This is a genomic window from Catenulispora acidiphila DSM 44928 (assembly GCF_000024025.1).
In the GTDB taxonomy this organism is placed as follows: Bacteria; Actinomycetota; Actinomycetes; order Streptomycetales; family Catenulisporaceae; genus Catenulispora; species Catenulispora acidiphila.
This window is the reverse complement of the sequence record NC_013131.1, coordinates 1247917-1274569: the sequence shown is the minus strand read 5'-3', so window position 1 is coordinate 1274569 and position 26653 is coordinate 1247917. Positions and strand designations below refer to the sequence as shown.

Below are 26653 nucleotides of genomic sequence, written 5' to 3'. Positions count from 1 at the left end.
GAGACCCCGTTTCCACCCGCAACCCACCTCCGGGTTGAAGTGGCGACGGGCCCTCGATCGCCATAGTCGTAGCCATGACGACAACGGACTGGATCATCGACATCGCGCTCGTGCTCATCGTCTTCCGGCAGCTGCGCGAGGAGGCGATCAGCAAGAAGACATTCATCATCCCGCTGGCGATGATCACCTTCGCGGCGAAGAACTACCTGCACAGCATCCCCACCGCCGGAAACGACCTGGTGCTCATAGCCCTGTTCACCGCCGCGGGCGTCGTCTTCGGCCTGGCCGGCGGTCTCCTCACCCAAGTCCGCACCCGGCAAGGCCGCGTCCACATCAAGGCGACCCCCGGCGCGGCAGCCCTGTGGGTGACCAGCATGGGCTTCCGCCTCGGCTTCGCCGTCTGGTCCACCCACCCCTCCGGCGCCGCCCACCTGACCAGCTTCTCCATCTCCCACCACATCACCACCGGCCAAGCCTGGGTCACCGCCCTGATCCTGATGGCCTTCGCCGAAGTCGTCATCCGCCTCGGCACCATCGGCCTCCGCGCCTGGACCCTGTCCACCCGCCCCGCCCAGATCCAGCCCCAGACCCCCAACCGCGACGCGGTCCTGGAGACGATGGGCCGCTGGTAACGCAAAACCCCGCGCACAACCTCCGCGAATCAAGGCCCGGCGCTTTAGTGCCGGGCCTCGGCCGTCCCATTCCAGATTCCAGAATTCCAGAACACTTCGAGCCCACCCGACGATGTTGATGATCCCGTGGCCTTCATATCTTTCTGGGCCAACGTCGACTCGGAAGTTCCGCGGATCGGCGATGACCGGCTCGTAGATCACGAGCGCGGTCATTGCAGACTCCGGGGAGATCGGCTCGCCGAAGTCGATGGTGTTCCCGTAGTTGAACGGCACTTGACGCGGAACGTCTTAGCGAGGTGTCCGGCCGCTATCGCCCAGAGCTGGTCTGCTTACCGGACGGTGATAGAAAGCTCCGGTCCGACCAGGTAGCCGGATGCCGGGTGGTCGAGGTAGGTCATGACGGTGACCTGGTCGAGGCCGGGGCTGGTCGAGGGGAACGGCTGGAAGGTCGGTTCCACGTATCCGGACAGCCGGTCGAGGTGGGCGAGGTAGCGTTCGACGCGGCTGGTCATGGGCGCATCCTGCCCGGTCGGCGCGGGCCTTGTCGATCAGGTGCCGACCTCATGGCCGGGTCGCCAGTCGCGACGCATTCGCCGATTTCGCCACATTCGCCATGGACTATCCCACGGTGCACCGGGAAGGTCTTCGTGGGGCGGTCTCTCGGAGGTGTGTAAGAACCGTCATTCTGCGGCGCGCGTGGAAGGCGGCGGTGGGGATGCCGGGGATGGGCATGGGGTCGCGCGGTGGGTCGGCGGTGGTGGTGTTGGCCGAGCTCGCCTTGTTCTGGAGCGCGACGCTGATACATGTACTGCGGCTGCTGGCGCCGACGCGGTTGCCGGACACCGATCGGCCTGCGGATGCCGGGCATGCGGTGATGGGCGCGGGCATGACGCTCATGGTGTTCCCAGGGATTTCGGTCGGGACGTTGCACGCTGCCGCTGCCTGCTTCGCGGTGTTGGGCGCCGCCTACCTCGCGCGTGCCGCCCTGCGCCGAGGCTCGACGCAGCATCGCTGTCAGAACGCTGCGATCGGCGCCGGGCAGGGTTCGATGGCTTACATGCTCGCCGCACCCACACATCCGCCGACGTGGGTGCCGCTCGGCGTCGCCGGGGTGCTCACGGCGTGCGCGGTGGTGCACGGCCGACGCTTGATCGACGCGCGACACCGGCATGGCTACAGCGACATCTACGCTCATAGCGAAGGCGAAGGCGCGACCGCCACAGCCACAGCCGCTCCCCGCATCCTGGTCACCGTGCCGCACATCGGCGCGCTGGTGATGACGCTGGCGATGGCGGCGATGGTCGGCATCGTCTGACCTCGACACCAGACCACCGCGACCGCCGAGCCACCACCCACACCGCCCGACCACCGACCACCGACCCCCCTCACCGAATAGTGATCGGCACCTGCACCGTCGTCTCATCGATGTCGTCGGTCCGCACCGTCACCGCCATGATCCACTTGCCCGGCAACGGAATCGCGACGTTCCCGTAATGGTGCTCCGTCCCCGCTCCGTCCAGGTTCAGCGGCAGCGGACCGAGCTGCCGATCCGGCAACGACATCGTCGCGGTCAGCTGCGCCACCACCTCCGCCTCACCCGAGGCGGAGACCGTCTCGATGTGCACGAGATCGGTGCCGGCCTTCGCGGGCGAGACGAAGATCTGCACGCTGCCCTTCCCCTTCGGACCGCCGGCGTCGAAGGCGACCGTCGTCGAGACCGGCGCCGCGTACGCGGTCCGCGCGGGCGGGGCGTTCACCAGCATCGCCGTGATGGCGAGCACGCCGGTGGCGAACACGACCTCGATACCGGTCGAGCGCCGCAGCTGCCGGATGGCCACCGCGTCGGCCTTCATCGCGGGACCGGCCAGGTAGTGCGCGATCCACACCCGCGCCAGATAGCCCAGCCCGATCAGCAGCCCGACCCCGAGCAGCTTGAACAGCAACAGCCTGCCGTAAACCGTGCCGGTCAGCGCTCCCAGCGTCCCGACCTGGCGCCACGCCTGATACGTGCCGCTGGCGACCAACGTGCCGATACAGCACAGCGCGATGGTCGAGAACCGCCGGATCGCCGCCGCCAGCACCGGCACCTCGGCGCCCGCCGGCCGCAGCAACACCGCGACCACGACCGTCAGCCCGCCGAGCCACACCGCCATCGCCATCACGTGCACGACGTCCAGCGGCAGCGCGAGCGCGACCTGCGAACCGGTCCCGGCGTGGTCGGCGGTAGCCCACGTCGCCGCGATCGCGACAGCCAGCGCCGCCCCGACCGCAACCGCCGTGATCCGCAGCCGGTCCGAAGCCCCCGCGATCCGCGGCAGCAACAACACCAACCCGATGCCAGCCGCTCCGAGCAGGAGCAACCGCACCGCCAGCGCCGTGCCGAGTCGAGTCCCGAGCGTGGTGTGCAGCACCGCGCTGTCGAAGACCCGGCTCAGCCCGAAGCCGCCGTCATAAGGACCCTGCAACCCGAGCACGGCGAACGTCGCGACCACCAACGCAGCCCAGCCTCCGCCGATCACGACCCGCACCCGGCGCGAAGCGGCTCCCGTCGGCCAGCAGCAGAGCAGAAACGCAGTGGCACCGACCATCAGCGCGAAGCCGCCATAAGCAGTCCCGCGCGCGAACCCATAAAGGACCCCGACCGCCTTGCTCCCAGCAGCGTTCAACGTGTCCTGCGGCACCGAGGTCGACGACGACGCGCCGACGCTGAACGTGAACGCCCCCGACACCGGATGCGAGTCCGCCGAGATCACATGCCAGGCGACCGTGTACGTACCGCGACCCAGGTTCGAGCCCACGGCGACCTGCACAGTGTCCGAATGCCCCGGCGGATGCGACGGAGTGCCCTCGTCCACCCGCGCCCCGGACGGCGAGAACACCCGCAGCGCCCCGAACTGCATCTGCACCGGCTCGTCGAACCGCACCGACACCACGCTCGGCGCGGCAGCCACGACCTGGCCGTCGCTCGGCGACGTGGAGACCACCGTGGCATGCGCGGACGCGGACGGCGCCACGGCGACAAGCACCACGACGACGACCGCGACCACCCACGCGAAGCGACGCGTCATTGCGACGTCCCGGCTCCCTTGCGCCGCGCCGCCCCAACGCCGAACGCACCCGCCCCGAGGCCGAGCACGCCGATGACGATCCCGGCGATACCGAGACCGCGCGCCGTCGAGTCGCTGCTCTTGGCCGACGCGGCCGGGGTGCCGGCGCCGGCGTTCGGGGCGCTCGACGCCGTAGCCGTCACCTGCGGGCTGGACGGCGCGGAGGAGGCATCGCCGTCGGGAGCCGCCGCACCCAACGTGAGCACCGGCGCCGGGTGGTCGGGCTCCGGCTGCCCGGACTGCTGGACGTCGATCCAGCGGACCACATCGCCGTTGGAGTAGGTCTGCAAGGCCTTGAAAGTAAGGCTGTCGGCGTCATCCGGCACGCTGCCGAGCATCACCCGGAAGCCCTGGTATTGCCCCGGCGCGAGCTGTCCGCCGCTCCAAGTGATGCGTTGCACGACCTGCGTGACCGTGCCGTCGTCGGTCTTGATCGGCGTGGCGAGCGTGACGTTGTCGACCTTGACCGTCCACCCCGGCGTGGGCTCCGGCAGCACGCCGGTGATCGGCTTGTCGGTCGGGAAGTCGACCTCGACCTGAGTGGTGGTCGCCTGCGCCTCCTCGTTGGGGACGCGGAAGGTCAGCTCGATGTCGCTGCCGCCCTTGGCGGTCGTGTTCGGGCTGATGGTGACGTGCGCGGACGCCGGACCGGCGATCGCCAAGACGGTGAGGACGGCACCGGTCAGCGCCGCTCCGCGAGAGAGCTTGGACATGGGTATCTCCACGGTGAAAGAGAGCACGAGAAAGTGACGGAGCCGCCGCCGCACCCGCAGTACATTGCGGTCAAAATGGGCAGAGCGGTACCGATGATCCACTACCGAACCGAAGCCGGCGGCGGACCTCTCCTGATCACCGTGAACAGCAATGCGCGCGCCAAAGCCGGTCGACGGACGTCGAGACCGACAGCCGGCACCGCAGGAGGCGCCGACCGAATCGGCCGCATCCCCGCGATCCACCACGCCACCATCCGCCACGAGGCGCCCAGCACCACGCGTCCGCGCTCGACCGCACCGAACAGCGCCGCCTCACCGCGCCGCAGCCACCAGGCGGCAGCGGCGGCGGCGACGATGTGGGCGATCGTCATGCCGGACGACGTCCCGAGCAGTGACGGCGATCCCGACACGCCAGACATCCCCGGCATATCATCCATACCCGGCATGGAAACCGGCACCGATGACGGCACCGATGACATAGCTGCCGAGGACGCCGTCGCCGCAGCCTGAAACGCATGGAACAGCAGGTGCAACCCGATCTGCGAACCACCGACGAGCAGACCGATCACGACCAACCCGCGCTCACCCAGCGCCGCAGCAATCCGCGCGAAGCAGAACACCGCCGCCGCACCGAGCACCTCCGCCGCAAGCGGAATACCCGCCGACGACATCAACCGGTGCGCCGCGACCGCCAACAGCGTGCAGACCGCTGCGAACACAGCGGCCCGCGCATTGGGGGCGACACTCCGGGGGTCCATGGCGGACACATCATCGCATCGCGTCCGCCCCGCGTCTGCTCCGCCCTTGCTCTTTCGGCCGAACGGTCTCGCGGCGCGGACAGTGCCGTTTTATGGCGCCTCTGGTTGATGTGCGGACGAGAGGTGGACTTTTGGTGCACTGAGGACACAGCGCCCGACACATGCGCCCGACACATCCCGTCGCTCCTCCCCGGGAAGCGCGGCCGCCACAAGCACCACCGGCCGCAGAGATCGACAGGCCGTATGGGACCATGGGCTCAGCCGGGACGCCGACGGTCGCACAGTCCGCCATCCGCGACTCCCCGGTCATCAGCCACTCACCAGGAGCACGAGGAGCACCGCCATGGGCGACGGGATGAGCGGCCCCGGCTGGATGCCCGAGGTCCCTGCCACGCTCGGCCGGCTGCTGGCCTGGCATCCGCAGCCGATTCCGATCGAACCGCTCGCCTGCCTGCTGGTGGCGTTGCTGTACGTGCTCGGGGTGTGGCGGCTGCATCGCCGCGGTGACCGCTGGCAGCCCGGCCGGACCCTGGCGTTCCTCCTGGGGATCGCCACCATCGTGGAAGTGACCGCGACCGGCATCGGCGGCTACGGGATGCAGCTGATGAGCATCCACATGGTCCAACACATGGTGCTGTCCATGGTGAGCCCGGTCCTACTGCTGCTCGGCGCGCCGATCACGCTCACGCTCCGTGCCCTGCCCGCTGCGCCGCACGGCCGCCTGGGCCCGCGCGAGGTGCTCGTGCACGCGCTGCACTCGCGCGCCTGCAAGGTGATCACCGCGCCCTGGTTCACGCTGCCGCTGTTCGTCGGCAGCCTGTACGGGCTCTACTTCACCTCGCTGTTCACGACGCTGATGAGCACCTGGTGGACCCACGACCTGATGCTGCTCCACTTCCTGTTCGTCGGTCTGCTGTTCTTCTACCCGATCCTCGGCGTCGACCCCGGTCCCCGCCGCGCCAACCCGGTCCTGGGCATCCTGGAACTGTTCGGCGGCATGCCCTTCCACGCCTTCTTCGGCATCGCGGTCATGATGTCCAGCAGCCTGACCACCACGGTGTTCACGCACCACCCCGCCACCTGGTCCGGCACGGCGCTGGCCGACGAGCACGCCGCCGGCGCGATCGCCTGGGCGTTCTCGGAGATCCCGAGCGTGCTGGTCCTGCTGGTGCTGTTCATGCAGTGGCGGCGCGCCGACACCCGTGCGGCGGTGCGGCGCGACCGAGCCGCCGACCGCGACAACGACGCCGAGCTGAACGCCTACAACGACTACCTGGCAGGGCTCAACCGGGGCAGCGCCTGAGACCCGTCGAGGTCGAGCACTGCCTGAACGCCGCATCCCGCGACACCGCCACGGCGGCTCGCGGGATGCGGGATGCGAGATGCGCACACTGACTATCTAGGCGGCGCTCCTCAGGAAGCCGGGACCACCTGTTCCGGCGTCAGCGAGTTCCCGGCAGCGATCGACCCGCAGTCCGAAGGCGCGGCGTTCCCCGCGAACCGGTCGTTCAGCCAGAGCAGCGCCAGCGGCGCCCACGGAACCGCGGTCCCGGTGTGGCTCAGCAGGTCGAACTGGTCGTACTTGATCGAGCCGTCGCCGGTCGCGCAGTACTGGCGGGCCAGGGCGCGAACGTCGCCGGCCACCATCACGCCGTCGCCGGTCCCGATGCCCGGCGGGTTCGACAGGGTCCCCTCCAGAATGCCGCCGCCACCCTGCGCGATGTAGCCGGGGACGGTCGGGGTGCCGACCGAGCCGAGGTTGATCTTGTTGACCGCGGCGACGAACTCCGGCACCGAGTCCGGGTTCGCGTACTGCGGCTTGGCCATCTTCTGCCAGGTCAATCCCGGGTACTCACCGAGGGCGTTCACGATCGAGCCCTGCTGCAGCTGGTTGTAGACCTTCATGCCGTAGGAGTTCAGGTACTTGCTGAAGTCGATGCTGTACGAGCGCGCGACGCCGATGATCGCCATCGGGATGACGCCGGACCACACCAGGGAACCCGCGACGTACTTCAGATTGTGCGCGGGGTCGACCAACAGGCCGCCCTCGGCGAAGCCCACCAGGTCTTGGTTGACCTCGGGTGCGTACGACGGAGCGAGCGCCGCGGCCCAGCCGGTGGCGATGGCGCCGCCGGAGTAGCCCTCCAGCCCGAACTTGGTGGCGCTGGTCATGCCGGTCCCCGCCGCGCTGCTCTCGGCGGCGCGGATCGAGTCCAGCGTGGTGGTCCCGTACTCGGGTCCGGCGGCGAAGTCGGCGCTCTGCCCCTCGGTGTCGGGGATGACGACGTTGTAGCCCTGGAGCACCAACGGCGTCACGAACAGCGCCTCGGCGTTGGGGATGACGCCGCCGAGGGTCAGGTCCCCGGCGATGGCGCGCGACGGGCTGTCCGCCGGGTTCAGCGAGTCGTAGAACGACTGGTAGGACACGGCTTTGCCGCTGTTGCCGGAGATGCTGCGGATCACCGAGGTCACCCCGGCGGTCGCCCGCCCTTGGGCGTCGGTGGTGCGGAACAGGATCTGGATCGCCGTGACCGGTGTGGGGATCCCGACGACGTGGTACTGCAGCGTCCGCGTGTTCAGGACGGTGCCCGGGGCGTACGACGCCAGCGGCGCGGAGCCGCTGTAGGTGTAGAACGAGTCGGACGCGGCGGCGGAGGACGTCGTGGCCGTGGCCGTGCTGATGCCGGCGGCGGCGAGGGCGACCACGGCGGCGGTCGCGGCGGCACGCCGAACTGGTCTTCTGCGCATGGCACTCCTTGGCGAGTGAAGTGGATCACAGACCTACTCGGAGTAAGTTACCAATCAGTAAGGTCGGTGTACAGAGCTGGAAACGAGCAGTTCATCGCAGCGTTTATTCGATCTACGAACTTTGCGATGTATCGACCGTTCTAGCACCATCGCGGCGTTTCGCCCCGGCGGCTCACCGGAACCCGAACACCGGCCCGTGCGGCTTGAACGGCAGCGAAAGTCCGGCCGGCACGAGATACGCGTGGCTCCGCCGCACCGTCAGCACATCGCACGCGCCGTCGGTGATGATCAGGATCGGCGCGTCCGCGGGGAAGTCCGCGGCCTTCTCCAGCAAGCGGATTCCGGGCTGGAGCACCGTCCCGCCGCGACCCCACACGCGCAGCCGGTGTCCGATCTCCTCGACCGGCACGTATCCGGCATCCTTCGGCGCCGCGTCGCAGTAGACGACGCGCACCGCCGGGACGTCGCGCGCCGCGGCGTAGGAGGCGACGGCGCCAAGAGCCTTGCCCAACTGTCGGACGTCCATCGACGCCGAGGTGTCCAGCACTACGCCGAACGTCACCTGGGGCACCAGCTCGGTCGGGTGGTACCGCCCCGGACGCGGAATATCAGGGGTCGACGACTGACGCCGCGACGGCCGCGCGTAACTGCGGGTCGGCTCGACACGCGGCAGGTACTCGTCGAACCAGCGCGCCAGCTGCGCGTCCCACTTCGGCGGCGGGTGCTCCAGGGTCTTGATCTCCTGGCTCAGACCGGCCGGCACGAACCCGCGATCGCCGTCGCGGTGGTAGGCGAAACCGGTGAGCAATGCGCGCCGGTAGAAGTCGTCGAGGTCTGTGACGCCTCGCTTGTCGGCGGCGGTCGGCAGCGGCTCGTGCAGCACGTCGCCGACGCCCGCGCCGCGCAGCGTCCGGAGCTTGCGGATGCGGCGCAGGTCCTTGGCGATGCGGTCGTAGACCTCCTCGGCCGACATGCCCGCCAGCTCCGGGTCGTACAGACAGCCGTCGGGCATGTCGCCGACTTCCATCTCCAGCAGCCAGCCGTTGATCACGTAGTCCGCGGCCACGTTCCACAGGAAACGGTCGCGTCCGCCGACGCGGTCGCCGTGCCGGAGCGCGGCGTGCAGCATCTCGTGGGCGAGCACGAAGCGCCACTCGGCCTCGGTCAGCGCAGCCAGAGGGTTGATGTACACCTCGCCGATCGAGGCGTCGACGGCGGCGATCCAGATCTGGTGTGCCTGCGCGGTATCCAGGTCCGAGACGAGCGTCAGTCCCGCCGCGATACCGCCGAGCAGCGGATAGGACGCCACGAACCAGCTCAGCGCCAGCTCCCACGGCTTCTTGCGCCGAGCGCCGTGGCTCATGCTCTCGCGGCCGCCGCCTGCGACGTCGACGGCTGCGGTCACCGCGCGGGACAGCGACCGCGCGAAGCCGGCACGCCAGTCCGGGACTTTGCCGTCGGCCGTCCGCCAGGTTCCCGTGTACGCGACGAGAATCTGATCCGGCTCAGGCCCGGCGGTCCCGATCAGCTCGGGATCGGCGAACGCCGGCGGCACGCCGAGCCGGCGCCAGCGCTCGGCCAGCGCCTCCTCGTCCGAACCGCTGGTCTCCAGCAGTTCCGGCGGTAGCGGCGCGCCGATGTGGAGCGAGTCCAGGAACCGGTTGACGACGGCGCAACGCGCGGCGACCGCCACGGCGTCCGGCTGCGGACGCTCGCCCGAGGTGTCCGCCGGGACGTGGCCGAAGCCCAGATGCAGCTGCGCGTGCGCGACAGCCCAGGCCCACTGTTCCGGTGTGGCCCGGTGGGAGCGCGAGACGTGCACGGTCCCGTTGGAGTCGACGCGGCAGAAACCGCGCTCCGGCGCGTGCGGACACTGCGGAGCCCGGCAGACCGAGCCGACGCGCAGGTGGGAGAAGGCCGGGTGGACGGCGAGCAGGGCCAGGCCCGCCTCGAAGTCGGCGAGGGTCGGATCCGGAATCTTCTTCTTGGACTTGCCCATCAGGCCCTGTCTCTACCTCTAGCTCTGCCTCTGGCCTTGCGGCGGGCCCGACTTCTGGACCGCACTTTCAGGAGCCTTACCAGCCCTACTGCCGAGCCGCGACCAGCCGCGGCAGATCGCGCGCCGCCTCGACCAGGAACCACGTCGGCAGCAGCGGCACGCCGTCCTCGTCGTCGGCGAGCACGGTCTGCGCGATCTCCAGCGAGATCTCCGCCAGCTCGACGAGCAGCGCCTTGGCGCGGAACGCCAGCTGCCGCCCGGCGGTCGAGCCCTGGTTCTTCTCGGCCGGCAGCTCCTTGACCAGCCGCGCGCGGAACGCCTCGGCGAGGTAGTAGAGCAGGTCGCGGTCCTGGGGACGGCGCGGCCATGACGCGTCGCCCTTCAGGATCGCTTCGAAGCCGTAGGAGTTCCGCACGATCTTCACCCAGCCGCAGAACCCGGCAGCGTGCGAGGGCGTCAGCGTCCCGGAGGCCAGGACCTTCAGCATCTCCTCCTCCGGCGCCTCGCCCCAGGAGTGCAGCGCGTCGGACAGCATGTGCCAGGAGCGCGGCGTGGAGAACGCTTCCTCGGTCTTGGGCGCCTGCGACCACAGCTGGTCGGGCCGCTCGGTGAGGTAGTCCAGCACCCACGGATGCACGTTGTTGGCGCCGGCCCACTCGAACCAGTCGGCGGCCGAAGCCCGCAGGTGCACATGGATCAGCCGGTTGACCAGCGCGCTGGCCATGGGACGCGCGAGCGCGTTGTCGGTGGCGCGGTTGCCGGCGCCGATGACGATGGATCCCGCGGGCAGCTCGTAGGAGCCGATCCGCCGGTCGAGGATGAGGCTGTAGAACGCCTTCTGCACGTCTGGCGAGGCAGCGTTCAGCTCGTCGAGGAACAGGCAGTACGGCTCGTCGCGCGCGATCATCTCCGGCGGGCAGAAGCGGCTGCGCCCCTCCGGGGTGATCTGCGGGACGCCGATGAGGTCTTCGGGGGCGAGTTGGGTACCCAGCAGCGAGACACACGGCAGGGCGAGGCTGTCGGCGAAGGCTCGGACCAGCGAGGACTTGCCGATGCCGGGCGCGCCCCACAGGAAGACGGGGCGGACGGTCGCGGTGGCCAGCAGCAGAGAGGGCAGCTGCGAGGGAGTGACGGTGGTTGCGGACTGCATCGTGCCTTCATGGTCGCCCGCCGCCGAGGCGTTGTCATGGGATTTTCGGCTGCGCTCAGACCGGCGACAGCTACTGTGGCCGGGATGAGTGAGCACACCACGGATACCGAAGCCCCGCAGGCCACGGACGGCCGAGACCCGAGCCCGTTCGAGGACCTGGCGAAATTCATGGAGATCCCCCGGGTGAGCGGCCTCGCGCTGGCTCCGGACGGCAGCCGTCTGGTGGTCGGGGTGCAGAACCTCTCCCCGGACGGCAAGAAGGTCGTCTCCTCGGTCTGGGAGGTCGACCGCGACGGCGGCGCCCCGTTCCGGCTGACCCGGTCGGCGGCCGGCGAGTCGTCCCCGTCCTTCCTCCCAGACGGCTCCCTGCTGTTCGCCGCCAAGCGCGCCGACCCGGACGCGAAGGAGAGCGACAACGGCAACGGCGACAACCAAGGACTGTGGCTGCTGTCCGCACGCGGCGGCGAAGCCCGGCTGCTGGCCGCGCCGCCGGCCGGGATCGGGAGCGTCGCGGTCGCGAGGAAGACCGGCCGGATCGTGCTGACTGCCCGGGTCATGCCCGAGGCGAAGGATCTCGACGACGACGCCGCGCGCCGCAAGGCTCGCAAGGACGCGAACGTCACCGCGATCCTGCACACGCAGGCGCGGATTCGCGAGTGGGACTCGCAGCTCGGTCCGGACGGCACTCGCTTGTTCGTCGCCGACGCGCCGGGCGCGGAGGGGAAGCTGGAGCTGCGCGACGTCACTGGCGACCTCGGTCCGGTGATGGATTCGTTCGCTGTCAGCTCCGACGGATCGAAGGTGGTCTACGGCGTCCTCGCAGCTCTGCCGAACAGTGAGCACGTCGCCGAACTGCGGTTGCTCGACGTCGCATCCGGCACGTCGACGCTGTTCGCCGGCGATCCGGAGCACGACCACTCGCCGCATGCCGCCCCGGTGATCTCCCCCGACGACAGCACCGTCGCGTACCTGCGCAGCGACCTCGACACGTTCGAGGCGACGGGCAAGCCCACCATCCATCTCCAGCCACTGGCCGGCGGTCCGAGCCAGGCGCTCGCGGAGCACCTGGACCTGTGGCCGCAGGGACTGGTGTGGGCGCCGGGTTCCTCAGCCCTCTACTTCACCGCCGACCAGCTGGGCCGCGCGCCGGTGTTCAAGGTGGACGTGGCGACCGGCGAGGTCACCCGGCTCACCGGCGACCGCGCCGCGTACAGCAGCCTGCACGTCACCCCTGACGGCGGCACGCTGTTCGCGATCCGCAGCGCCACCGACGCCCCGGCGCGTCCGGTCCGCCTGGACACGGCGACCGAGGACCAGGAGCCGTTCCTGTTGGCGGCGCCCGGCGACACGGTGCCGCTGCCCGGCTGGGTCGAGGAGGTGACGGCGACCGCCGAGGACGGCACGGTCATCCACTCCCGGCTGGTGCTGCCGACCGGCGCCGAGGGTCCGGCGCCGCTGGTCGTGTGGATCCACGGCGGTCCGCTGATGAGCAGCAACGCCTGGAGCTGGCGGGCCAATCCGTGGGTGCTGGTGCAGCGCGGGTACGCCGTCCTGCTGCCGGACTACTCGCTGTCCACCGGCTACGGGCAGGCTTTCGTCGACCGCGGCAAGGGCGAGGGCAGCGGGACCGCGTTCCACGACATCATGGCCGCCACCGACGCGGTGATCGACCGGCCGGACATCGACGGCACGCGCACCGCGGCGATGGGCGGCTCGTACGGCGGCTACCTGACGAACTGGATCGCGACGCAGACGGACCGTTTCAAGGCTCTGATTTCGCACGCGGGGGTGTGGAACGCGCAGCTGCGCACGGTCTCGGACGTGCCCTGGTTCTTCCGCCAGGCGTACGGCGACGTCATGCTGCGCCCCGAGCACGCGCTGCGCTGGTCGCCGCATCTGTACGCGGACAACGTCAGCTCCCCGATGCTGATCATCCACGGGAACAACGACTACCGCGTCCCGGTCGCGAACGCGCTGTGGCAGTGGCAGGACTTGCAGCGGCGGGGGAAGGAGGCGAAGTTCTTGTACTTCCCCGACGAGAACCACTGGATCATGCGGCCGCAGGAGTCGAAGCTCTGGTACGAGACGGTGCGGGCCTTCCTGGCCGAGCATGTGCTGGGCGAGGAGTGGCAGCAGCCTGATTTGGTGTAGGCGTGCGTTGATGATGGATCGGCTCGCTTCGCTTCATGGCGATGCGGTGCCGATCCATCATTTATTTGCTGCCTGCCCCTTTCAGTGGCCTTTCAGTGGCCCTTTAGTGACCTTTCAGTGCTGGCAGGCCTGTGCCTCGGCGCGCGCCTTGAGGTCCGCCAGCCACTCGTCCAGTCCCGGCGCCAGGTAGCGGATGGCGGTCGCGGGGTCGGCCTCGATCTGGGCACCGGTCCAGCTCTCCTCGGTGCGGACGATCACCCCACCCGGGACCTTGATGAAGTTCCAGACGTGCGTGCCACGGTCGATGCGCAGCCCGTCGCCGATCGCCGGACCCATCCAGCGGATGCACTGACCGGGGCGGACGTCCTGCACGGTGGAGGTGACGACCAGCGTGGTCGCGGGCGTCGAGGCGGTGGCCGGCGCCGGCGTCGTCCAGCGGAACTGCGAGCCCGGGCGCAGCGCTCCGGGCGTCAGCGGCTTCATCGTGCTGACCGCGCGCTGCCACTGTGGCCACGCCGCGACGTCGGTGTGCACGCGCCATACCGTGCTCAGCGGCGCCTTGATAAAGATCTGCGTCTGGTAGTGGAGCTGGGCTGTGGGGTCGATGCCTTGGCCTTGGCAGGTCAGCGGGCGCTGCGTGTCGGCGGTGTTGGTGACGGCGTGCGCCGGCGCGGTCAGGCCACCGAACAGGGCGGCGGCTAGCGGGAGTGCGACCAGGACGGTGCGGGCGGTGGCGAACATGGCGTGACCCCTCATGAGTTATCAACTATCGCTATAGTTAGAACTTATAACTCAAGTATCGCGAGAGTCAATAGGAAGCGTGAGAGGCTCTAACGAGCCGCGTAGTCACCGACTGGCGTACTCAGCTCTATTCATCAGCGCGTGTCCGATCTACTCTGGGATGAGTGGATTTGTCTGTTCTTTCCCCCGCGGAAGGAGTCGCGCAATGAGCGAGACGACACCCACCGGCCGGCCGGCGCCTGTAGCGCCCCCCGTCTCCGGCATCGCTATCGCTGATCCCGCCCCACTCGGACTCGCCGGTTTCGCCATGACGACGTTCGTGCTCAGCTTTGTGAACGCGAACATCATCAAGGAGACCGGGGCGGTGAACGTCGTCCTGGCCCTCGCGCTGTTCTACGGCGGCGCCACGCAGCTGCTCGCCGGTATGTGGGAGTTCAGGCGCGGCAACACCTTCGGCGCGACCGCGTTCGCCTCCTTCGGCGCCTTCTGGCTCAGCTACTGGGCCCTGGTCAAGCTCTCGCCCGCCAACGCCGGCGACATTCACCAGGCGATCGGCCTGTACCTGCTGGCCTGGTGCATCTTCACCGCCTACATGACCCTGGCGGCCCTGAAGACGAACCTCGCGGTCCTGGCCGTCTTCGTCCTGCTGACCCTCACCTTCCTCTTCCTGGCCATCGGCGCCTTCATGAACAACCCCTCCCCCGACGCCATGACCAAGCTCGGCGGCTGGTTCGGCATCGTCACAGCAGCAGTAGCCTGGTACGCATCCTCCGCCGCGGTAGTCAACGCCACCCACGGCAAAACAGTGCTACCCACCTGGCCGAGATGACCGCTCGCCCCACCGGACCCGGTGTACGCAAATCAGGACGGGCCGCAGGCGCGGTCCGTCCCACCCACACGCGCACCCGCACCCGCGTATGGCTGAAGCAAGACCACCCCCCGCCCGACGAAGCGGACCCAGAGCACCCAAAGCCCAAGCCCCCCGAGACCGACAAACCCCCTCCCCCAACAGACGAGTAGCCGCAACCACCACTGCCCTACCCTTGGCGCACAACAGCAGCAATTCCGCACGCCATGGGGGACTGCATGAACCAACCCGACCCGCACCCGTATCCACCCCGCCCGGTGAACCCATACGGAAACGAAAACGAGAAGGCCCACGCCCCGCAGCAGCATCAGCAGCCTTACGCGCCCCCACCCGCGCCGACTCCGAACCAGGGCTGGCAACAGCAGCCCGCATGGCAACAACCACAACCCGGCCAGCAGTATCCAGCGCTGCCCACCGCACCGGCCTGGCAGCAACCGCAGGCGGGAGCTCCGAACCAGCAATGGCAGCAGCAGCCTCCCGCCGGCGCCGCATGGCAGCAATCAGCCGCCGGACCACCGCAAGCTCCGGCCTGGCAGCAACCGCCCGCAGCCCAGCAGCATGCAGCGCCATCTGCCGAACCCGCCTGGCAGCAGCCTTCCGGCACGCCGCACGCTCCCGCGCAGTATTCGCAGCCTCATGCCGACGCGGCGCATCAGTCCGGAGCCACACCACCGCAGGTTCCAGCCTGGCAGCAGCCTTCCGGCACACCGCACGCTCCCGCGCCCTATTCGCAGCCTCATGCCGATGCGGCGTGGCAACAGTCCGGCGCACCAGGACAGACTCCAACACCTGCTTGGCAGCAACCAGCGCCATCTTCCGAACCGGCCTGGCAACAGCATGCCGCTGCCCCGCAAGCTCCGGCATGGCAGCAGCCTGCCGCGGCACCACCACAGACTCCCGCACCGGCTTGGCAGCAACCGGCGCCGCCTGCCCAACCGGCATGGCAGCAGCCTGCTAGCGCCTCGCCACCAGCTCCCGCAGCGTATTCGCCCCCGCCTGCCAATCCCGCGTGGCAGCAATCGGCCGCCGCACCGGCGCAAGTTCCGGCGTGGCAGCAGCCTCCTGCGCCGTATGCGCCGCAGCAGCCGGTGTCGCAGGTGCAGGGCGTGAGTTTTCCGCCGCCGGCGAATCATGTGCCGGCGCGTGATCGGCTTGTGGAGGGGGCGGCGCCTTTTCTTGAGCCGGGTGAGTCCGTTTATTACGGGTTCGTTCTCAAGCTTGATGACACCATTCCGGAGACGCCTCGGGAGCTGATGATCGCGATCGAGGGGCAGCATCGGGTGCTTGGGGGGATCAATCGCGCTGATAGGAAGCTCAACAAGGGGCTGAAGTGGGCGCTTAATCCGCTTGATGCGATGAATGAGCGGATTGCTGAGAAGGGGACTGAGGCGCTCAATCGGAAGCTGGCCGGGCCGGTGTTTCTCGGTGGGTGGGAAAGTCAGGCTGGGTGGTTCATTCGCTATGCGCGGGCCACTCGCGAGGACTACGGGCCCGGTTCGTGGGGCGTGCTCACCGATCGGCGGTATCTCATCTTCCGCGCCGGGCGCGCTGGTGGCTCCTCCATGCGGCTGGTCCACGCTGTGCCGCGCACCGCGATCGCTGGCATCCGCACCGAGGGCACCAAGGATGCCGCGCTCCACGGACGCACGCCGCGTGCCGAGCTGCACTTCACCGACGGCTCGATGGTCGCCACCATGATGCCCACGAAGCAGGGCCAGCGCGTCGCCGAGATCCTCGCCGTCCAGCAACAGCACCAGCAGCAGCAATAGTGGTAACACGGCAATGAGCAGCAGAGCGTAGAAGAGCCGCTGGGCCGCAGAATGCTGATAAGCACTGCGGCCCAGCGCCTCCGCGAACTACAAAAGCGCGGCGATGAACTCCAGCAACACCCGCGTCGTCTCCTCCGGAGCCTCCATCGGAGGCAAATGCCCGGCCTCCAGATCGACGCGTGTCACCCGCGGAATCCGCACCGCCATCAGGTCGGCGATCTCCTGGATGGCTGAGGGGTCGTGGACGCCGTTCACGATCAGCGTCGGCACGGCGATGTCGCGCAGCCGGTCGATGATCGGCGGCTGCAGAAAGCGTTCCTGGTACTGCGGAACGCTCCAATCGCGCATGAAGTTGTTGCGGCACATCTCCAGCGCCAGCTCGCGCACCGCCGGATCCAGGTCCTGCAGGCTCCGCTTCGGTCCGGCGACCATGTAGCTGACGTTGACCTCGGCGAGTACCGCGACGTCGGCCGGGTCGATCGACTCGGCGCTCCGGTCCCAGTAGCGGGCGAGGCGCTCGGGCGGCACGCGGTCGCCGATGAGGTGCCCGACTTCGGTGGTCATCTCCGCGGGCCAGTCGTATTCGGTCAGGCCGGAGCAGATCAGCGCGAGTCCGCTGACCCGCTCCGGCGCCGACAGCGCGGCTTCGATGGAGTGCGCGCCGCCGATGGAGTTGCCGACGAGGATCGCCCGCTCGATGTCGAGCGCGTCCAGCAGGCCCAGCAGGTCGTCGCAGCGGGCGAACGCGCCGCGCGAATCCTCGGACTCGCCGAGCCCGCGCATGTCGTAACGCACCACGCGGCAGTGCTCCGCCAACGCGTGGAACTGGTGGTCCCACATGCGTCGATCGGCCAAGCCGCCGTGCGTCATCACCACCGCCGGACCGGCGCCCGCGGTCCCGGCCTCGTCATAAGCCAGCCGGACGCCGTTGCTCATCGTGAAGGGCATGGCGCCACGGTACCGCCGCCACGCGCCGGCGGGCGGCGGTGCCGTCCGACTCACCCGACCTGCACGTTCGGGTCGGCGAACTTCGCATACAGCGCATCGGCACGCTGCCGCGTCCCGTCGAACACCGCGCACACCAACAGCCGTCCGCCCTCGCTGCGCGCCTTGTCCTCCACGACGTCCTCGGCGGACAGGGGCGAATCAGCGAGCACGTGATCGCAGAACCGCTGCCCGCCGGTGTGCTCGTTCCAGCGGCGGTCCTTCGCGGACTCGATCAGCCCGAGTACCGTCCACGTCTCGTTCTGCAGCCCTGGCACGTCCGGATCGAGCCCTTCGGCGTCCAGGTTCCGCACGTCACGCGGATCGACGAACAACGTGTAGCGGTCGACGGAGGCGATGACGCCCTCGAAGACGCCGGCCACCCGCAACGCCGCACCGCGTTCGGCCGCGTACATCTGGGCCAGGTCCTCCGCGGCGCGCGCAGACGTCGCCTGGAACACCTCGCCCCAGCGCTCCATCGTGTGCGGCCAATAGCCGTAGACGGAGAAGTCCCGCATCACTTCTTCTTGCCTCCTCGCAGCGAACCTCCGCTGGTCCCGCCGGAGGACTTGCCGGACTTCGCGTGGCTCGACCCGCCGCTGCTGCCGCCGGAGGATCCGTCGTCACCGCCCGAGGAGCCGCCCGAGGAGCCGCCGGAACTCCCGCTGACGGATCCCCCGCTGGATCCGCCGCGCAGTGAGCCGCCGCCCATGTTCGAGTTCGACCCGGAACCGGTGGAGAACTTCATCTTCGCCGTGTCGACCTGCGTCCCGGACACGGTCTTGCCGTTGGAGCCCTTCCAGGTCGCCGACTTGGCGGCCTCGGTGATCACCGAGGAGTGCTGGACGTAGTAGGTGTGGTACGTGCCTATGTAGCGCGAACGGCTCCCCACCGGCACGTAATTGTTGTAGTAGGCCGGGGAGTCGTAATACGCGAAGTACTGGTTGAGCCACGGCTGCGGCATCGCCGTCGGCACGGAGCTCGGAGGACACAAGCCCTTGGCTATCAGTGCCTGGACTTCGGCAGGGCTGTCGACGTAGTAGCACTGGAACACACCGCCGACTTGTGCCCCGTAGGCGGCGGGCGCGTAGGCCACGGGCTTCGACTTGGAACACCCGCTGAGTGCGAGCAGGACGGCGAAAAGCCCTGCTATCAGGATGGCGAGACGTCTTGTCATGATGTGCATCCTGGCGCGTCTTCGCCATCAGTGCCGGACTTTTCCGCGATCAGGCCACACCGACCGGCCGTGAGAGTCATCACCACCCCCTTTTCGATCTTCCTGGACCACTGCCCTCCCCTCACCGACAACTTTTTTTGTCTTGACAAATTCTCTTGTCGGCCCGATGCTGGAAGCATGCTCGACGTCGCCGTGATCGCCGAACCCGCCGCCGCGGAGGCCTCCCTGGACCCGATCCGGTCCCGGATCCTCGCCGCCCTGGCCGAACCCGGATCGGCCGCCATGCTGGCGGGCCGCCTGGGGCTGCCGCGCCAGAAGATCAACTACCACCTGAAGGAACTCGAACGGCACTCCCTGGTCGAGCTCGTCGAGGAACGCCGCAAGGGCAACGTCACCGAGCGGATCTACGGCGCGACCGCCGCCGCCTACGTGATCTCCCCCAGCACCATGGGCGCCGTCAGCCCGGACCCCGACCGGTCCCCCGACCGGCTGTCCGCGCGCTGGCTGCTGGCGCTGGGCTCACGGCTGATCCAGGAGGTCGGCACGCTGCTGACCGGCTCGGCACGCGCCGGGAAGCCCGTCGCCACCTACGCGATGGACGCGCAGGTCCGCTTCGCCTCCGCCGCCGACCGCGCCGCGTTCGCCGAGGAGCTGACGCAAGCCGTGACCGCCCTGGTCAGCCGCTACCACGACGAGCACGCCCCGCACGGCCGGGACCACCGGCTGGTCGTCGGACTCCACCCGATCCCGACGGCACCGCCCACTCCAACCACCCCGACCGGACCACAGCCGGCTGCCGAGACCGCGCCGCTGCCCGAGCCTGAAGCAGGACAGGAGGACCCGCGATGACGCACCCCTTCGAGATCGAGCTCGAAACCACGCTGCCGGCCACCCCCGAGCAGGTCTGGGACGCGATCGCCACCGGGCCGGGAGTCGACTCCTGGTTCATGGGACGCAACGAGATCGAGGCGCGGGAAGGCGGAACCGCCGCCATGGACACCGGCGGCTACCGGGAGGAGGCCGTGGTCACCGCCTACGACCCCGGCAAGCGCCTGGCGACCCGCACCTCCCCCGACGCCGACGGCCGCTTCATGGCCTTCGAGTACCTGCTTGAGGGACGGGAGGGCGGCAGCACCGTCCTGCGCGTCGTCCACAGCGGCATGCTCGGCGACGACTGGGAGAACGAATACGACGCCCTGCGCCGCGGCTGGCCGTTCCACCTCCACACGCTGCACGAGTACCTGGCGCACTTCCCGGGGCGCACCGCGTTCCCCGTCTTCGGCATGGCGCCGACCGGCGACGGCCCGTCGCAGGACGTGCAGGCGCTTCTGGCCGGCGCGCTGTCGCTGACCGCGCCGGTCACCACCGGCTCGCGGGTCGACGGCGGACCGAGCGCCGCGCCCGTGGTGGGCGGCGAAGTGGTCTGGGCCGACAGCGAACGCTTCGGCGTCCGCAGCGCGGATGCGCTCTACACGTTCCACCACGGCTCGGGCGTGGCGCTGATGTTCCACCACCTGTTCGCGCCGGCGGAATCCGAGGCCGCGTCCGAGGAAGCCTGGCAGCACTGGCTGACCGCGACCGTCCAGAACACCGACCAGAACACCAATGAAGGAGTCTGACATGCGTACCCTGATCAGCACCGCGTTCATCTCGCTCGACGGCGTCGTCGAAGCTCCCGGCGGCGAGCCCGGCTACCGGAACTCCGGCTGGACCTTCAAGGACGTCGAGTTCGTCCCCGAGGCCTACGCGCTGAAAGGCTCCGAGCAGGAGGAGTCCACCGCGATACTGATGGGCCGGACCAGCTACGAGGCCTTCAGCCCGGTGTGGCCGGGCATGAAGGAGTTCTCGCTCTACAAGGACATGCCGAAGTACGTCGTCTCCACCACGCTGACCGAGGCGGACCTGGTCGGCGACTGGGGTCCGACCACGATCCTGCGCACCCTCGACGAGGTCGCGGCCCTGAAGCAGACCGAGGGCGGCCCGATCATCGTCCACGGCAGCGCCACGCTCAACCACGCGCTGTCCGACGCCGGGCTGATCGACCGCTACCACCTGCTGGTCTTCCCGCTGCTGCTCGGCGCCGGCAAGCGCCTGTTCAGCACCTCGGACAAGGACGCGCAGAAGCTGAAGCTGGTCGAGAGCGAGGCCTACGGCAACGGGATCCAGAAGAACGTCTTCGAGGTCATCCACTGACTGCCGGGGAACATCAGCCCTCTGTCACAACGACAGGGGGCTGATGTGCGTGCGGCGCCAGCATGGTGTCCAGCACGAGATGCGCGGCGCCGACCGCGACCGCGTCCGCCCCGGCGGGAGTCAGCGACACCTGAACGTCCTGCCACACCGGATCGGGCAGATGTCCGGCGATCTGGTCGGCGACCGCACGCAGGTAGACGTCCGGCGCGGCGAAAATCCGGTGTCCGCCAAGGAGAATCCGGTCGATGTCGAGCAAACGGACGAGATTGGCCGCGCCGAGACCGAGCCAGCGCGCAGCGGTCTGCGGATCGCCGTCGGCGAGCGCCGCCATGCACAACGCCTCCAGGCAGCCGCGCGCGCCGCAGGTACAAAGCGGACCGTCGGCTTCCACGACTTGATGGCCGAACTCCCCGGCGTTCGTCCTCGCACCGCGATAAATGATGCCGTTCAACAGCATTCCGGCGCCGAGTCCATCGGCGAGGTGCAGGTACGCCGTACTGCCGTGCGCGGGTGCGGCGAGCGCGGCGGTGTTGGTGTCCTTGTCGAGCAACACGGTAGGACTGTCCAGCCCGTCCACCCCCACCCCATCCAGTCGCGCCGCCAACGCCTCGCGCAACGGGAACGCGTCCCAAGCAGGCAATCCCGCCGGACGATGCAGCATCCCGGTGACGTAGTCCAACGGCCCGCGCGCGCCGACGCCCACGCCGAACAGCCGCGCCCCGGAAGGTGCGGCATCGACCGCTTGGCGTACCTGCTCGGCGAGCATCACGACCGTCTGCTCAGGCGTCCCGGTCGCCAACCCGGCGTCCACGGACCACCGCTTCTGCGTGGTCCCGGCCAGGTCCACGAGCAGGATCGTGGTGCTCAGCCGGTCCAGCTCGATACCGACGGCGCAGCCGGCTTCGGGGCGCAGCGCGAGGATCGTGCGCGGCTTCCCGCCGGTGGAAGCGGTCCGCCCGGCTTCCTCGATCAGCCCTTCGGCCAGCAGCCGAGCCGTGATCTTGCTGATCGCCTGCGGCGTGAGGCCGGTCTCGGCGGCCAGCTGCACCCGGCTGCTTCCCCCGTCGTCGGCGGCGCGCAGCAGACCCAGCACCAAGGCGGTGTTGTGGTCGCGCAACCCCGCGAGGTTCGTCCCGGCCCGCCGTCGCTCCATGCGTCCCATTGTGCGACCCGGTTTTGCACTTTGCCAACAGTGTTGCTTAACTCGCGGTATGAGCGCTTCCGAGAACCCGCTGCGCGTCGGCCTGATCGGCTACGGCCTCGCCGGGCGCGCCTTCCACGCGCCGCTGATCGCCACGACGCCGGGCATGCGGCTGCAGAACGTGGTGACCGCCGACGCCGAACGGCGCGAACAGCTGAGCCGCGAGTACCCGGAGGCGCGCGCCGTCGACAGCGTCGAGCAGCTGCTCGCCGATCCCTCGGCGCTCGACGTCGTGGTCGTCGCCTCCCCCAACGACACGCACAGCCCGTCCGCGCGCGCCGCGCTGGAGGCGGGACTGCCGGTCGTGGTCGACAAGCCGCTCGCCCCGACCGCCGCCGAGGCCCGCGCACTGATCGAGCTCGCCGAGGCGCGCGGTGTGATGCTGACCGTCTTCCAGAACCGGCGCTGGGACAGCGACTTCCGCACCGCGAAGCACCTGATCGCGGACGGCGCGCTGGGCGACGTGCACCGCTATGAATCCCGTTTCGAGCGCTGGCGTCCGCAGGTCGCCACCGGCTGGCGCGAGTCGGCGGACCCGGCCAAGGCCGGCGGCGTCCTCAACGACCTCGGCAGCCATCTGGTCGACCAGGCGCTGCACCTGTTCGGTCCGGCCGACCGCGTCTACGCCGAGGTCAACGTCCGGCGCCCCGGCGCGGCTGTCGACGACGACGCTTTCGTCGCGCTGACCCACGCCTCCGGCGTCCACTCGCATCTGTGGATGAGCGCCGTGGCCGCGCAACCCGGACCGCGCCTGCGGATTCTCGGCAATCAGAGTGCGTACTCGGTCCAGGGCCTGGACCCGCAGGAGGCGGCACTGCGCGCCGGCGAGCGTCCCGGACCCGGCTGGGGCGAGCCGGCCGACAGCGATTGGGGACTGCTCGGCGCGACCGAGGACGCGCGGCGGTATCCGTCGCTGCCGGGTGACTATCCCGCCTTCTACGCCGGCGTCGTCGCGGCGCTGCGCGACGGCGCGCCGGCTCCCGTCGATCCCCGCGACGCGCTGGCCACGCTCGAGGTCCTGGAACGCGCCCGACGCTCGGCTGCGGAGGGCAGGACCCTGTAACCTCCCCACCACCAGAGGTGGAGGGGGAACACATGGGCAAGAAGGATCCGCTGCCGCCCGGCACGACCATCATCGAGGGCACGGACGGCTCGATCTCCTTCGACGACCAGTACGTCACCATCACGCACACATGGCTGTCGAACGCGGGCCGGGGCGAGGCCCGGTTCCCCCTTGGGGCGATAGCCGGCGTGAACGTGAAGAACGGGATGGTTCTCGCGGCCGTGACCGTCGTGGTCCCCGGCGGCGGGATCCCGCGCAAGGGGAAGGACCCGTTCACGGTCAACGGTTGCGTCAAGACCGACGCGGCCGCGTTCCGGGACTTGCTCCTCGCGGCTCGCGCGTCCGTGGACGCCGTGCCGGCGCTCGAGCCTCAGGCACCGCTGATCGATCAGGCTCCGGTGGTACCTGAGGCGTCGAATCTTGTGGAGCAGCTTCAACAATTGGCCGCGCTGCGCACCCAAGGCATGTTGAGCGACGAGGAGTTCGGCATCGCCAAGGCGAAGCTCCTGGGAACCAGCCCGCCGGAGGACGACGTGCCACAGCCTTGGTGAGGTCGCCAAGGCTGCGACGTCTTCACCGCCGCTATTCCCGACGCGCGGTCATGCGCTCGGGGTCGGGCAGACGCTTGGCCGCGTCAGGCTCGTAGACGTAGGCAAGAGCACTGAAAAGCAGTGCCACGCCCAAAGCGCCGGGATCGGCGACTCCGATGGCGTGCTCGCCGACATAGCTGGCTCGACCGCGTCGGGGCGCGAGTGAGGCTGTGTCGAGCGCGCCCTGGACTGCGGCTTCGGCGGCAGTGGTGAACGGGCTCTCCGACCCTTCGCGGGCAGCAGCGGCCAGCGCTTCGGCAGCCGGGGCGAGCGCGTCCATGAGCGTGCAGTCGCCGACTTCGGCGCCGCCGACGCGGTGGATGGCGGCGTAGCTCGCGGCAGCTGCGTCGGCGACGGCCTGGACGTCCGGGGCGCGGTCGTCGGCGAAGGACACGACGGCCAACTGCTGGAACAACAACCCGAACAGCGGACCGCTGGTCCCACCGACGTCGTCGAGGAACGCGTTCGCCAGCGCCGTCATGCCGTCGGTCCCCGAGGCGTTCAGGACGAGCGCCCGCTGCACTCCCCCAGCCAGGTTGTCGCCGAAGTCGCCGTCGCCGACGAGCTGGTCGAGCGTGGTGAGGTTGGCTCGGGCCTGCGAGACGTTCTGCGAGAAGCGGTCGAGGACGGCTCGGTCCGAACCGGCTGTCGCCTCGGTGGGCGCCGATGTGACGTGCCCACTGACCACGGCTGCCGCCGCAGCATCCGCCGTCAGAATGCGGGAGGGCAGCACGAGCGGGGTGTCGGACGACGCCGTCCACAGCTCGACCCACTCCGGCTCCATGCTGGTCAGGGTGATGGAGAACCCTGCCATATCGAGGGCCGCGGTGAAGGTGCCAGGCACGACGGCGACCGGCCGGACGCCGCGCGAGGTGAGCCTGTCGTACAACAGCGACCCGATGGCATGCAGTTCCAGGCTGGTCGTGGCGCCGAGTCCGTTGACGACCGCCAGTACTTGGTCGGGCTCTCCGGGCAGCGCGGCGAGCAGCTCATCAGCCATCTGATGAACGAGCTCGTCGACCGGACGCTGCTCGATGGTGCCCGTGCCGCGCTCGCCGTGGATCCCGACGCCGTACTCCAGGCTTCCCGGAGTCAGCGCGAACGCCGGTTCGCCGGTCGCCGGCGAGGTCTGCGCGCGGGCGGCGACGGCGAGGCTGCGCGAGCGCGCCACGATCTGCGCGCCGAGCGTCGCGAGGTCGTCGAGCTTGGCGCCCTGGTCGGCGAAGGCGCCGAGCAGCTTCTCGACGACGACCGTGGCGGCCGTGCCGCGCCGACCCGTCGCGGTGTCCTTGTTGTCGGTGGCCACGTCGTCGTCGATCAGGACGGTCGCGACCGGGATGCTCTCGTGGCGCAGGCGTTCGGCGGCGATCTGGAAGTTGATGACGTCGCCGGTGTAGTTCTTGATGATGAGCAGGACCCCGTCGCTCTTGGCGGCGGCGACCCCGGCGGCGTAGATCTGCCGGTTGTGCGGCGAGGCGAAGATCTCGCCGGGGCAGACGGCGTCCAGTCCGCCGGGTCCGAGCAGACCGGTGTGCAACGGCTCGTGACCGGAGCCGCCGCCCGAAATCAGAGCGACCGTGCGGTCCGGGTGGCTTGACAGAGCCCGCAGATACAGCGGGCTCGTGTGCACCTCGATCTGGCCGGGGTGCGCCAGGGCGAGGCCGCGGGCGGCGCTCACGACGGCATCGGCCGACGGCAGGAAGTACGTCATCAGTGGTGCTCCGTTGCGTTGTGCAGTGAGGGGTGAGGGGTGAGGGAGTGAGGGGAGTGAGAGAGATGAAGGTGAAAGGCGAACGAAGGCGGGCGCGCCTAGCGCCAAGCCATCTGGGACCGTTGCGTCCAGTACTCCTGCGCCGGCATCACCAGCGCGGAAAGCTGTTCGAGCTGATCAGGCGTCAGATCGACCTGCGCGGCTACGACATTGCTCGCCAGCTGCGCCACGGTGGCCGCGCCCGACAACACGATGTCGACCCACGGCTGAGCCGCGATCGCCGCCAGCGCGACAGCGTCGGCGCCGACCGCCGCCGACTTCGCGACGTCGGACAACGCCGAGTCGTCCTGGTCCTGCTCCGCCAGATGCGCGTCGGTCAGTCGGCCGTTGGCCAGCCCTTCCTTGACGACCACCGTCCAGCCCGCCTCGTGAGCCTCGGCCAGCGCGGGTCCGACCGATGTCTCCAGCAGGTTGTAAGTCGCCTGGACGCACTCGAACAACCGGCTGCCGCCGATGGTGATCCGCATCGCCGCGCGGATCGCCTCGGCCTGCTGCGGTCCGCTGGTCGACAGCCCGATCCGCACGCCCTGCGCCGCCAACGCCGCGAGCCTGCGGTGCAGACCCACATCGCTCAGCGCCGGGCTGTCGGGGGTGATCGAGTGGATCTGGTAGAGGTTCAGCCGGTCGCCCAGCAGGGACCGGGTCTCGCCGATCTGCCGGGTGAACACGGCGACGCTGTGCTCCTTGACCTCGTGGACCGGCGCGTCGATCTGCCAGTCCGCGGTGTAGGTATAGCCCCATTTGCTGCCGACGGCGACATCGTGGATATCAGGGTGCGCACGTAGCCATCCGCCCAGGAACTCCTCGGCTCGTCCGTAGGAGCGCGCGGCGTCGAAGTAGCGGATCCCGGCTGCGTAGGCGGCGTCGAGCAGTTCGTGCGCGCGGGACCGCATCGCCTCGACCGAGCGATCTGCGGGCAGGTCCGCATCGCGGCCCAGGTTGATGTACCCCGGGCGTCCCACCGCCGCCAGACCGAGCCCGAAGGCGGCGGTCGAGGCGCGACCGGAGTCAGGGTGCTTCGACGTCATGAACATCTCC

Annotated in this window: 25 protein-coding genes; 11 read left to right on the top strand and 14 right to left on the bottom strand. The window is 69.4% G+C overall.

What is annotated here, in order from left to right; genetic code table 11:
- Positions 1-74 precede the first annotated feature (74 nt).
- Positions 75-632, top strand: coding sequence for a hypothetical protein (locus CACI_RS05590; RefSeq protein ID WP_012785349.1), 558 nt, complete (start codon positions 75-77; stop codon positions 630-632).
- Between the two features lie 329 nt (positions 633-961).
- Here the strand turns inward: CACI_RS05590 and CACI_RS45140 are convergent, their stop codons facing one another.
- The gene (locus tag CACI_RS45140; RefSeq protein ID WP_012785348.1) at positions 962-1144 is read right to left on the bottom strand and encodes a hypothetical protein; all 183 of its coding nucleotides are present in this window, start codon (positions 1142-1144) and stop codon (positions 962-964) included.
- A gap of 212 nt (positions 1145-1356) precedes the next feature.
- On the opposite strand from CACI_RS45140, the gene CACI_RS05580 reads away from it, so the two are divergent.
- Positions 1357-1947, top strand: coding sequence for a DUF5134 domain-containing protein (locus CACI_RS05580; RefSeq protein WP_041540077.1), 591 nt, complete (start codon positions 1357-1359; stop codon positions 1945-1947).
- 70 nt (positions 1948-2017) lie between these two features.
- On the opposite strand, the gene CACI_RS05575 is transcribed toward CACI_RS05580, so the two are convergent.
- The 3 genes from CACI_RS05575 to CACI_RS49605 form a co-directional block, all read right to left on the bottom strand.
- A complete protein-coding gene (locus CACI_RS05575) occupies positions 2018-3700 on the bottom strand; it encodes a copper resistance CopC/CopD family protein (RefSeq protein WP_012785346.1) in 1683 nt (560 codons plus the stop codon).
- Entirely contained in the window at positions 3697-4452 is a 756-nt protein-coding gene (locus tag CACI_RS05570; protein ID WP_012785345.1) for a YcnI family copper-binding membrane protein, read from the bottom strand. The genes CACI_RS05575 and CACI_RS05570 overlap by 4 nt, the downstream gene beginning before the upstream one ends.
- Before the next feature lie 101 nt (positions 4453-4553).
- On the bottom strand, positions 4554-5171 hold the full coding sequence (locus CACI_RS49605) for a hypothetical protein (RefSeq protein ID WP_143765155.1): 618 nt from the start codon (positions 5169-5171) through the stop codon (positions 4554-4556).
- Positions 5172-5553: 382 nt separating this feature from the next.
- Between CACI_RS49605 and CACI_RS05560 the strand changes: the two genes are divergently transcribed.
- Positions 5554-6513, top strand: coding sequence for a cytochrome c oxidase assembly protein (locus CACI_RS05560; protein ID WP_012785343.1), 960 nt, complete (start codon positions 5554-5556; stop codon positions 6511-6513).
- Positions 6514-6623: 110 nt separating this feature from the next.
- Here the strand turns inward: CACI_RS05560 and CACI_RS05555 are convergent, their stop codons facing one another.
- From CACI_RS05555 to CACI_RS05545, 3 genes are all read right to left on the bottom strand, one after another.
- A complete protein-coding gene (locus CACI_RS05555) occupies positions 6624-7958 on the bottom strand; it encodes a lipase family protein (RefSeq protein WP_012785342.1) in 1335 nt (444 codons plus the stop codon).
- 172 nt (positions 7959-8130) lie between these two features.
- Positions 8131-9957 (bottom strand): vWA domain-containing protein, encoded by a 1827-nt coding sequence (locus CACI_RS05550; RefSeq protein WP_012785341.1) that lies wholly within the window; start codon positions 9955-9957, stop codon positions 8131-8133.
- A gap of 85 nt (positions 9958-10042) precedes the next feature.
- The gene (locus tag CACI_RS05545) at positions 10043-11107 is read right to left on the bottom strand and encodes an ATP-binding protein (RefSeq protein WP_012785340.1); all 1065 of its coding nucleotides are present in this window, start codon (positions 11105-11107) and stop codon (positions 10043-10045) included.
- Between the two features lie 84 nt (positions 11108-11191).
- Between CACI_RS05545 and CACI_RS05540 the strand changes: the two genes are divergently transcribed.
- Entirely contained in the window at positions 11192-13258 is a 2067-nt protein-coding gene (locus tag CACI_RS05540; RefSeq protein ID WP_012785339.1) for a S9 family peptidase, read from the top strand.
- Between the two features lie 114 nt (positions 13259-13372).
- Here CACI_RS05540 and CACI_RS05535 read toward each other — a convergent pair whose 3' ends face one another.
- Positions 13373-13999, bottom strand: a complete 627-nt coding sequence (locus CACI_RS05535; RefSeq protein ID WP_012785338.1) for an SRPBCC family protein — start codon at positions 13997-13999, stop codon at positions 13373-13375.
- Between the two features lie 205 nt (positions 14000-14204).
- Between CACI_RS05535 and CACI_RS05530 the strand changes: the two genes are divergently transcribed.
- Positions 14205-14828 (top strand): acetate uptake transporter, encoded by a 624-nt coding sequence (locus tag CACI_RS05530; protein ID WP_012785337.1) that lies wholly within the window; start codon positions 14205-14207, stop codon positions 14826-14828.
- A gap of 1145 nt (positions 14829-15973) precedes the next feature.
- Entirely contained in the window at positions 15974-16636 is a 663-nt protein-coding gene (locus CACI_RS05525; RefSeq protein WP_143765154.1) for a hypothetical protein, read from the top strand.
- 87 nt (positions 16637-16723) lie between these two features.
- On the opposite strand, the gene CACI_RS05520 is transcribed toward CACI_RS05525, so the two are convergent.
- Genes CACI_RS05520 through CACI_RS45135 form a run of 3 tightly spaced genes read right to left on the bottom strand, consistent with a single transcriptional unit; the run spans position 16724 to position 18797 of the window.
- Complete coding sequence (locus CACI_RS05520) at positions 16724-17584, bottom strand: alpha/beta fold hydrolase (protein ID WP_012785334.1); 861 nt, start codon at positions 17582-17584, stop codon at positions 16724-16726.
- A 50-nt stretch (positions 17585-17634) separates the two neighbouring features.
- Positions 17635-18138 carry a hypothetical protein gene (locus tag CACI_RS05515; RefSeq protein WP_041540075.1) on the bottom strand — a complete coding sequence of 168 codons (504 nt, stop codon included), beginning with the start codon at positions 18136-18138 and terminating at the stop codon, positions 17635-17637.
- Positions 18138-18797 (bottom strand): hypothetical protein, encoded by a 660-nt coding sequence (locus CACI_RS45135; RefSeq protein ID WP_012785332.1) that lies wholly within the window; start codon positions 18795-18797, stop codon positions 18138-18140. Before CACI_RS45135 ends, CACI_RS05515 begins: the two co-directional genes overlap by 1 nt.
- 177 nt (positions 18798-18974) lie before the next feature.
- Here CACI_RS45135 and CACI_RS05505 point away from each other — a divergent pair, with 177 nt between their 5' ends.
- From CACI_RS05505 to CACI_RS05495, 3 genes are read left to right on the top strand one after another with little or no spacing between them, the layout of a single operon-like run.
- Entirely contained in the window at positions 18975-19646 is a 672-nt protein-coding gene (locus tag CACI_RS05505; protein WP_012785331.1) for an ArsR/SmtB family transcription factor, read from the top strand.
- Positions 19643-20416, top strand: a complete 774-nt coding sequence (locus tag CACI_RS05500) for an SRPBCC family protein (RefSeq protein WP_012785330.1) — start codon at positions 19643-19645, stop codon at positions 20414-20416. The genes CACI_RS05505 and CACI_RS05500 overlap by 4 nt, the downstream gene beginning before the upstream one ends.
- A 1-nt stretch (position 20417) precedes the next feature.
- Entirely contained in the window at positions 20418-20990 is a 573-nt protein-coding gene (locus tag CACI_RS05495) for a dihydrofolate reductase family protein (protein WP_012785329.1), read from the top strand.
- A gap of 13 nt (positions 20991-21003) precedes the next feature.
- On the opposite strand, the gene CACI_RS05490 is transcribed toward CACI_RS05495, so the two are convergent.
- Complete coding sequence (locus CACI_RS05490; RefSeq protein ID WP_223297464.1) at positions 21004-22143, bottom strand: ROK family transcriptional regulator; 1140 nt, start codon at positions 22141-22143, stop codon at positions 21004-21006.
- A gap of 58 nt (positions 22144-22201) precedes the next feature.
- Between CACI_RS05490 and CACI_RS05485 the strand changes: the two genes are divergently transcribed.
- Both CACI_RS05485 and CACI_RS05480 read left to right on the top strand, forming a co-directional pair.
- On the top strand, positions 22202-23254 hold the full coding sequence (locus CACI_RS05485) for a Gfo/Idh/MocA family protein (RefSeq protein ID WP_012785327.1): 1053 nt from the start codon (positions 22202-22204) through the stop codon (positions 23252-23254).
- Between the two features lie 32 nt (positions 23255-23286).
- A complete protein-coding gene (locus CACI_RS05480) occupies positions 23287-23805 on the top strand; it encodes an SHOCT domain-containing protein (protein ID WP_012785326.1) in 519 nt (172 codons plus the stop codon).
- A gap of 31 nt (positions 23806-23836) precedes the next feature.
- Here the strand turns inward: CACI_RS05480 and CACI_RS05475 are convergent, their stop codons facing one another.
- Complete coding sequence (locus tag CACI_RS05475) at positions 23837-25555, bottom strand: dihydroxyacetone kinase subunit DhaK (RefSeq protein ID WP_012785325.1); 1719 nt, start codon at positions 25553-25555, stop codon at positions 23837-23839.
- A 98-nt stretch (positions 25556-25653) separates the two neighbouring features.
- Entirely contained in the window at positions 25654-26643 is a 990-nt protein-coding gene (locus tag CACI_RS05470) for an aldo/keto reductase (RefSeq protein ID WP_012785324.1), read from the bottom strand.
- Between the last annotated feature and the right edge of the window lie 10 nt (positions 26644-26653).

Excerpts from the sequence above, each read along its gene's own strand:
- CACI_RS05555 (WP_012785342.1), bottom strand. The coding sequence starts at position 7,958 with ATGCGCAGAAGACCAGTTCGGCGTGCCGCCGCGACCGCCGCCGTGGTC.
- CACI_RS05535 (WP_012785338.1), bottom strand. The coding sequence starts at position 13,999 with ATGTTCGCCACCGCCCGCACCGTCCTGGTCGCACTCCCGCTAGCCGCC.
- CACI_RS05490 (WP_223297464.1), bottom strand. The coding sequence starts at position 22,143 with ATGGAGCGACGGCGGGCCGGGACGAACCTCGCGGGGTTGCGCGACCAC.
- CACI_RS05550 (WP_012785341.1), bottom strand. The coding sequence starts at position 9,957 with ATGGGCAAGTCCAAGAAGAAGATTCCGGATCCGACCCTCGCCGACTTC.
- CACI_RS45140 (WP_012785348.1), bottom strand. The coding sequence starts at position 1,144 with ATGACCAGCCGCGTCGAACGCTACCTCGCCCACCTCGACCGGCTGTCC.
- CACI_RS45135 (WP_012785332.1), bottom strand. The coding sequence starts at position 18,797 with ATGACAAGACGTCTCGCCATCCTGATAGCAGGGCTTTTCGCCGTCCTG.
- CACI_RS05515 (WP_041540075.1), bottom strand. The coding sequence starts at position 18,138 with ATGCGGGACTTCTCCGTCTACGGCTATTGGCCGCACACGATGGAGCGC.
- CACI_RS05540 (WP_012785339.1), top strand. The coding sequence starts at position 11,192 with ATGAGTGAGCACACCACGGATACCGAAGCCCCGCAGGCCACGGACGGC.
- CACI_RS05475 (WP_012785325.1), bottom strand. The coding sequence starts at position 25,555 with ATGACGTACTTCCTGCCGTCGGCCGATGCCGTCGTGAGCGCCGCCCGC.
- CACI_RS05590 (WP_012785349.1), top strand. The coding sequence starts at position 75 with ATGACGACAACGGACTGGATCATCGACATCGCGCTCGTGCTCATCGTC.
- CACI_RS05530 (WP_012785337.1), top strand. The coding sequence starts at position 14,205 with ATGAGCGAGACGACACCCACCGGCCGGCCGGCGCCTGTAGCGCCCCCC.
- CACI_RS05495 (WP_012785329.1), top strand. The coding sequence starts at position 20,418 with ATGCGTACCCTGATCAGCACCGCGTTCATCTCGCTCGACGGCGTCGTC.
- CACI_RS05505 (WP_012785331.1), top strand. The coding sequence starts at position 18,975 with ATGCTCGACGTCGCCGTGATCGCCGAACCCGCCGCCGCGGAGGCCTCC.
- CACI_RS05470 (WP_012785324.1), bottom strand. The coding sequence starts at position 26,643 with ATGACGTCGAAGCACCCTGACTCCGGTCGCGCCTCGACCGCCGCCTTC.
- CACI_RS05545 (WP_012785340.1), bottom strand. The coding sequence starts at position 11,107 with ATGCAGTCCGCAACCACCGTCACTCCCTCGCAGCTGCCCTCTCTGCTG.
- CACI_RS05520 (WP_012785334.1), bottom strand. The coding sequence starts at position 17,584 with ATGCCCTTCACGATGAGCAACGGCGTCCGGCTGGCTTATGACGAGGCC.
- CACI_RS05480 (WP_012785326.1), top strand. The coding sequence starts at position 23,287 with ATGGGCAAGAAGGATCCGCTGCCGCCCGGCACGACCATCATCGAGGGC.
- CACI_RS05580 (WP_041540077.1), top strand. The coding sequence starts at position 1,357 with ATGGGCATGGGGTCGCGCGGTGGGTCGGCGGTGGTGGTGTTGGCCGAG.
- CACI_RS05575 (WP_012785346.1), bottom strand. The coding sequence starts at position 3,700 with ATGACGCGTCGCTTCGCGTGGGTGGTCGCGGTCGTCGTCGTGGTGCTT.
- CACI_RS05485 (WP_012785327.1), top strand. The coding sequence starts at position 22,202 with ATGAGCGCTTCCGAGAACCCGCTGCGCGTCGGCCTGATCGGCTACGGC.
- CACI_RS05500 (WP_012785330.1), top strand. The coding sequence starts at position 19,643 with ATGACGCACCCCTTCGAGATCGAGCTCGAAACCACGCTGCCGGCCACC.
- CACI_RS05560 (WP_012785343.1), top strand. The coding sequence starts at position 5,554 with ATGGGCGACGGGATGAGCGGCCCCGGCTGGATGCCCGAGGTCCCTGCC.
- CACI_RS05570 (WP_012785345.1), bottom strand. The coding sequence starts at position 4,452 with ATGTCCAAGCTCTCTCGCGGAGCGGCGCTGACCGGTGCCGTCCTCACC.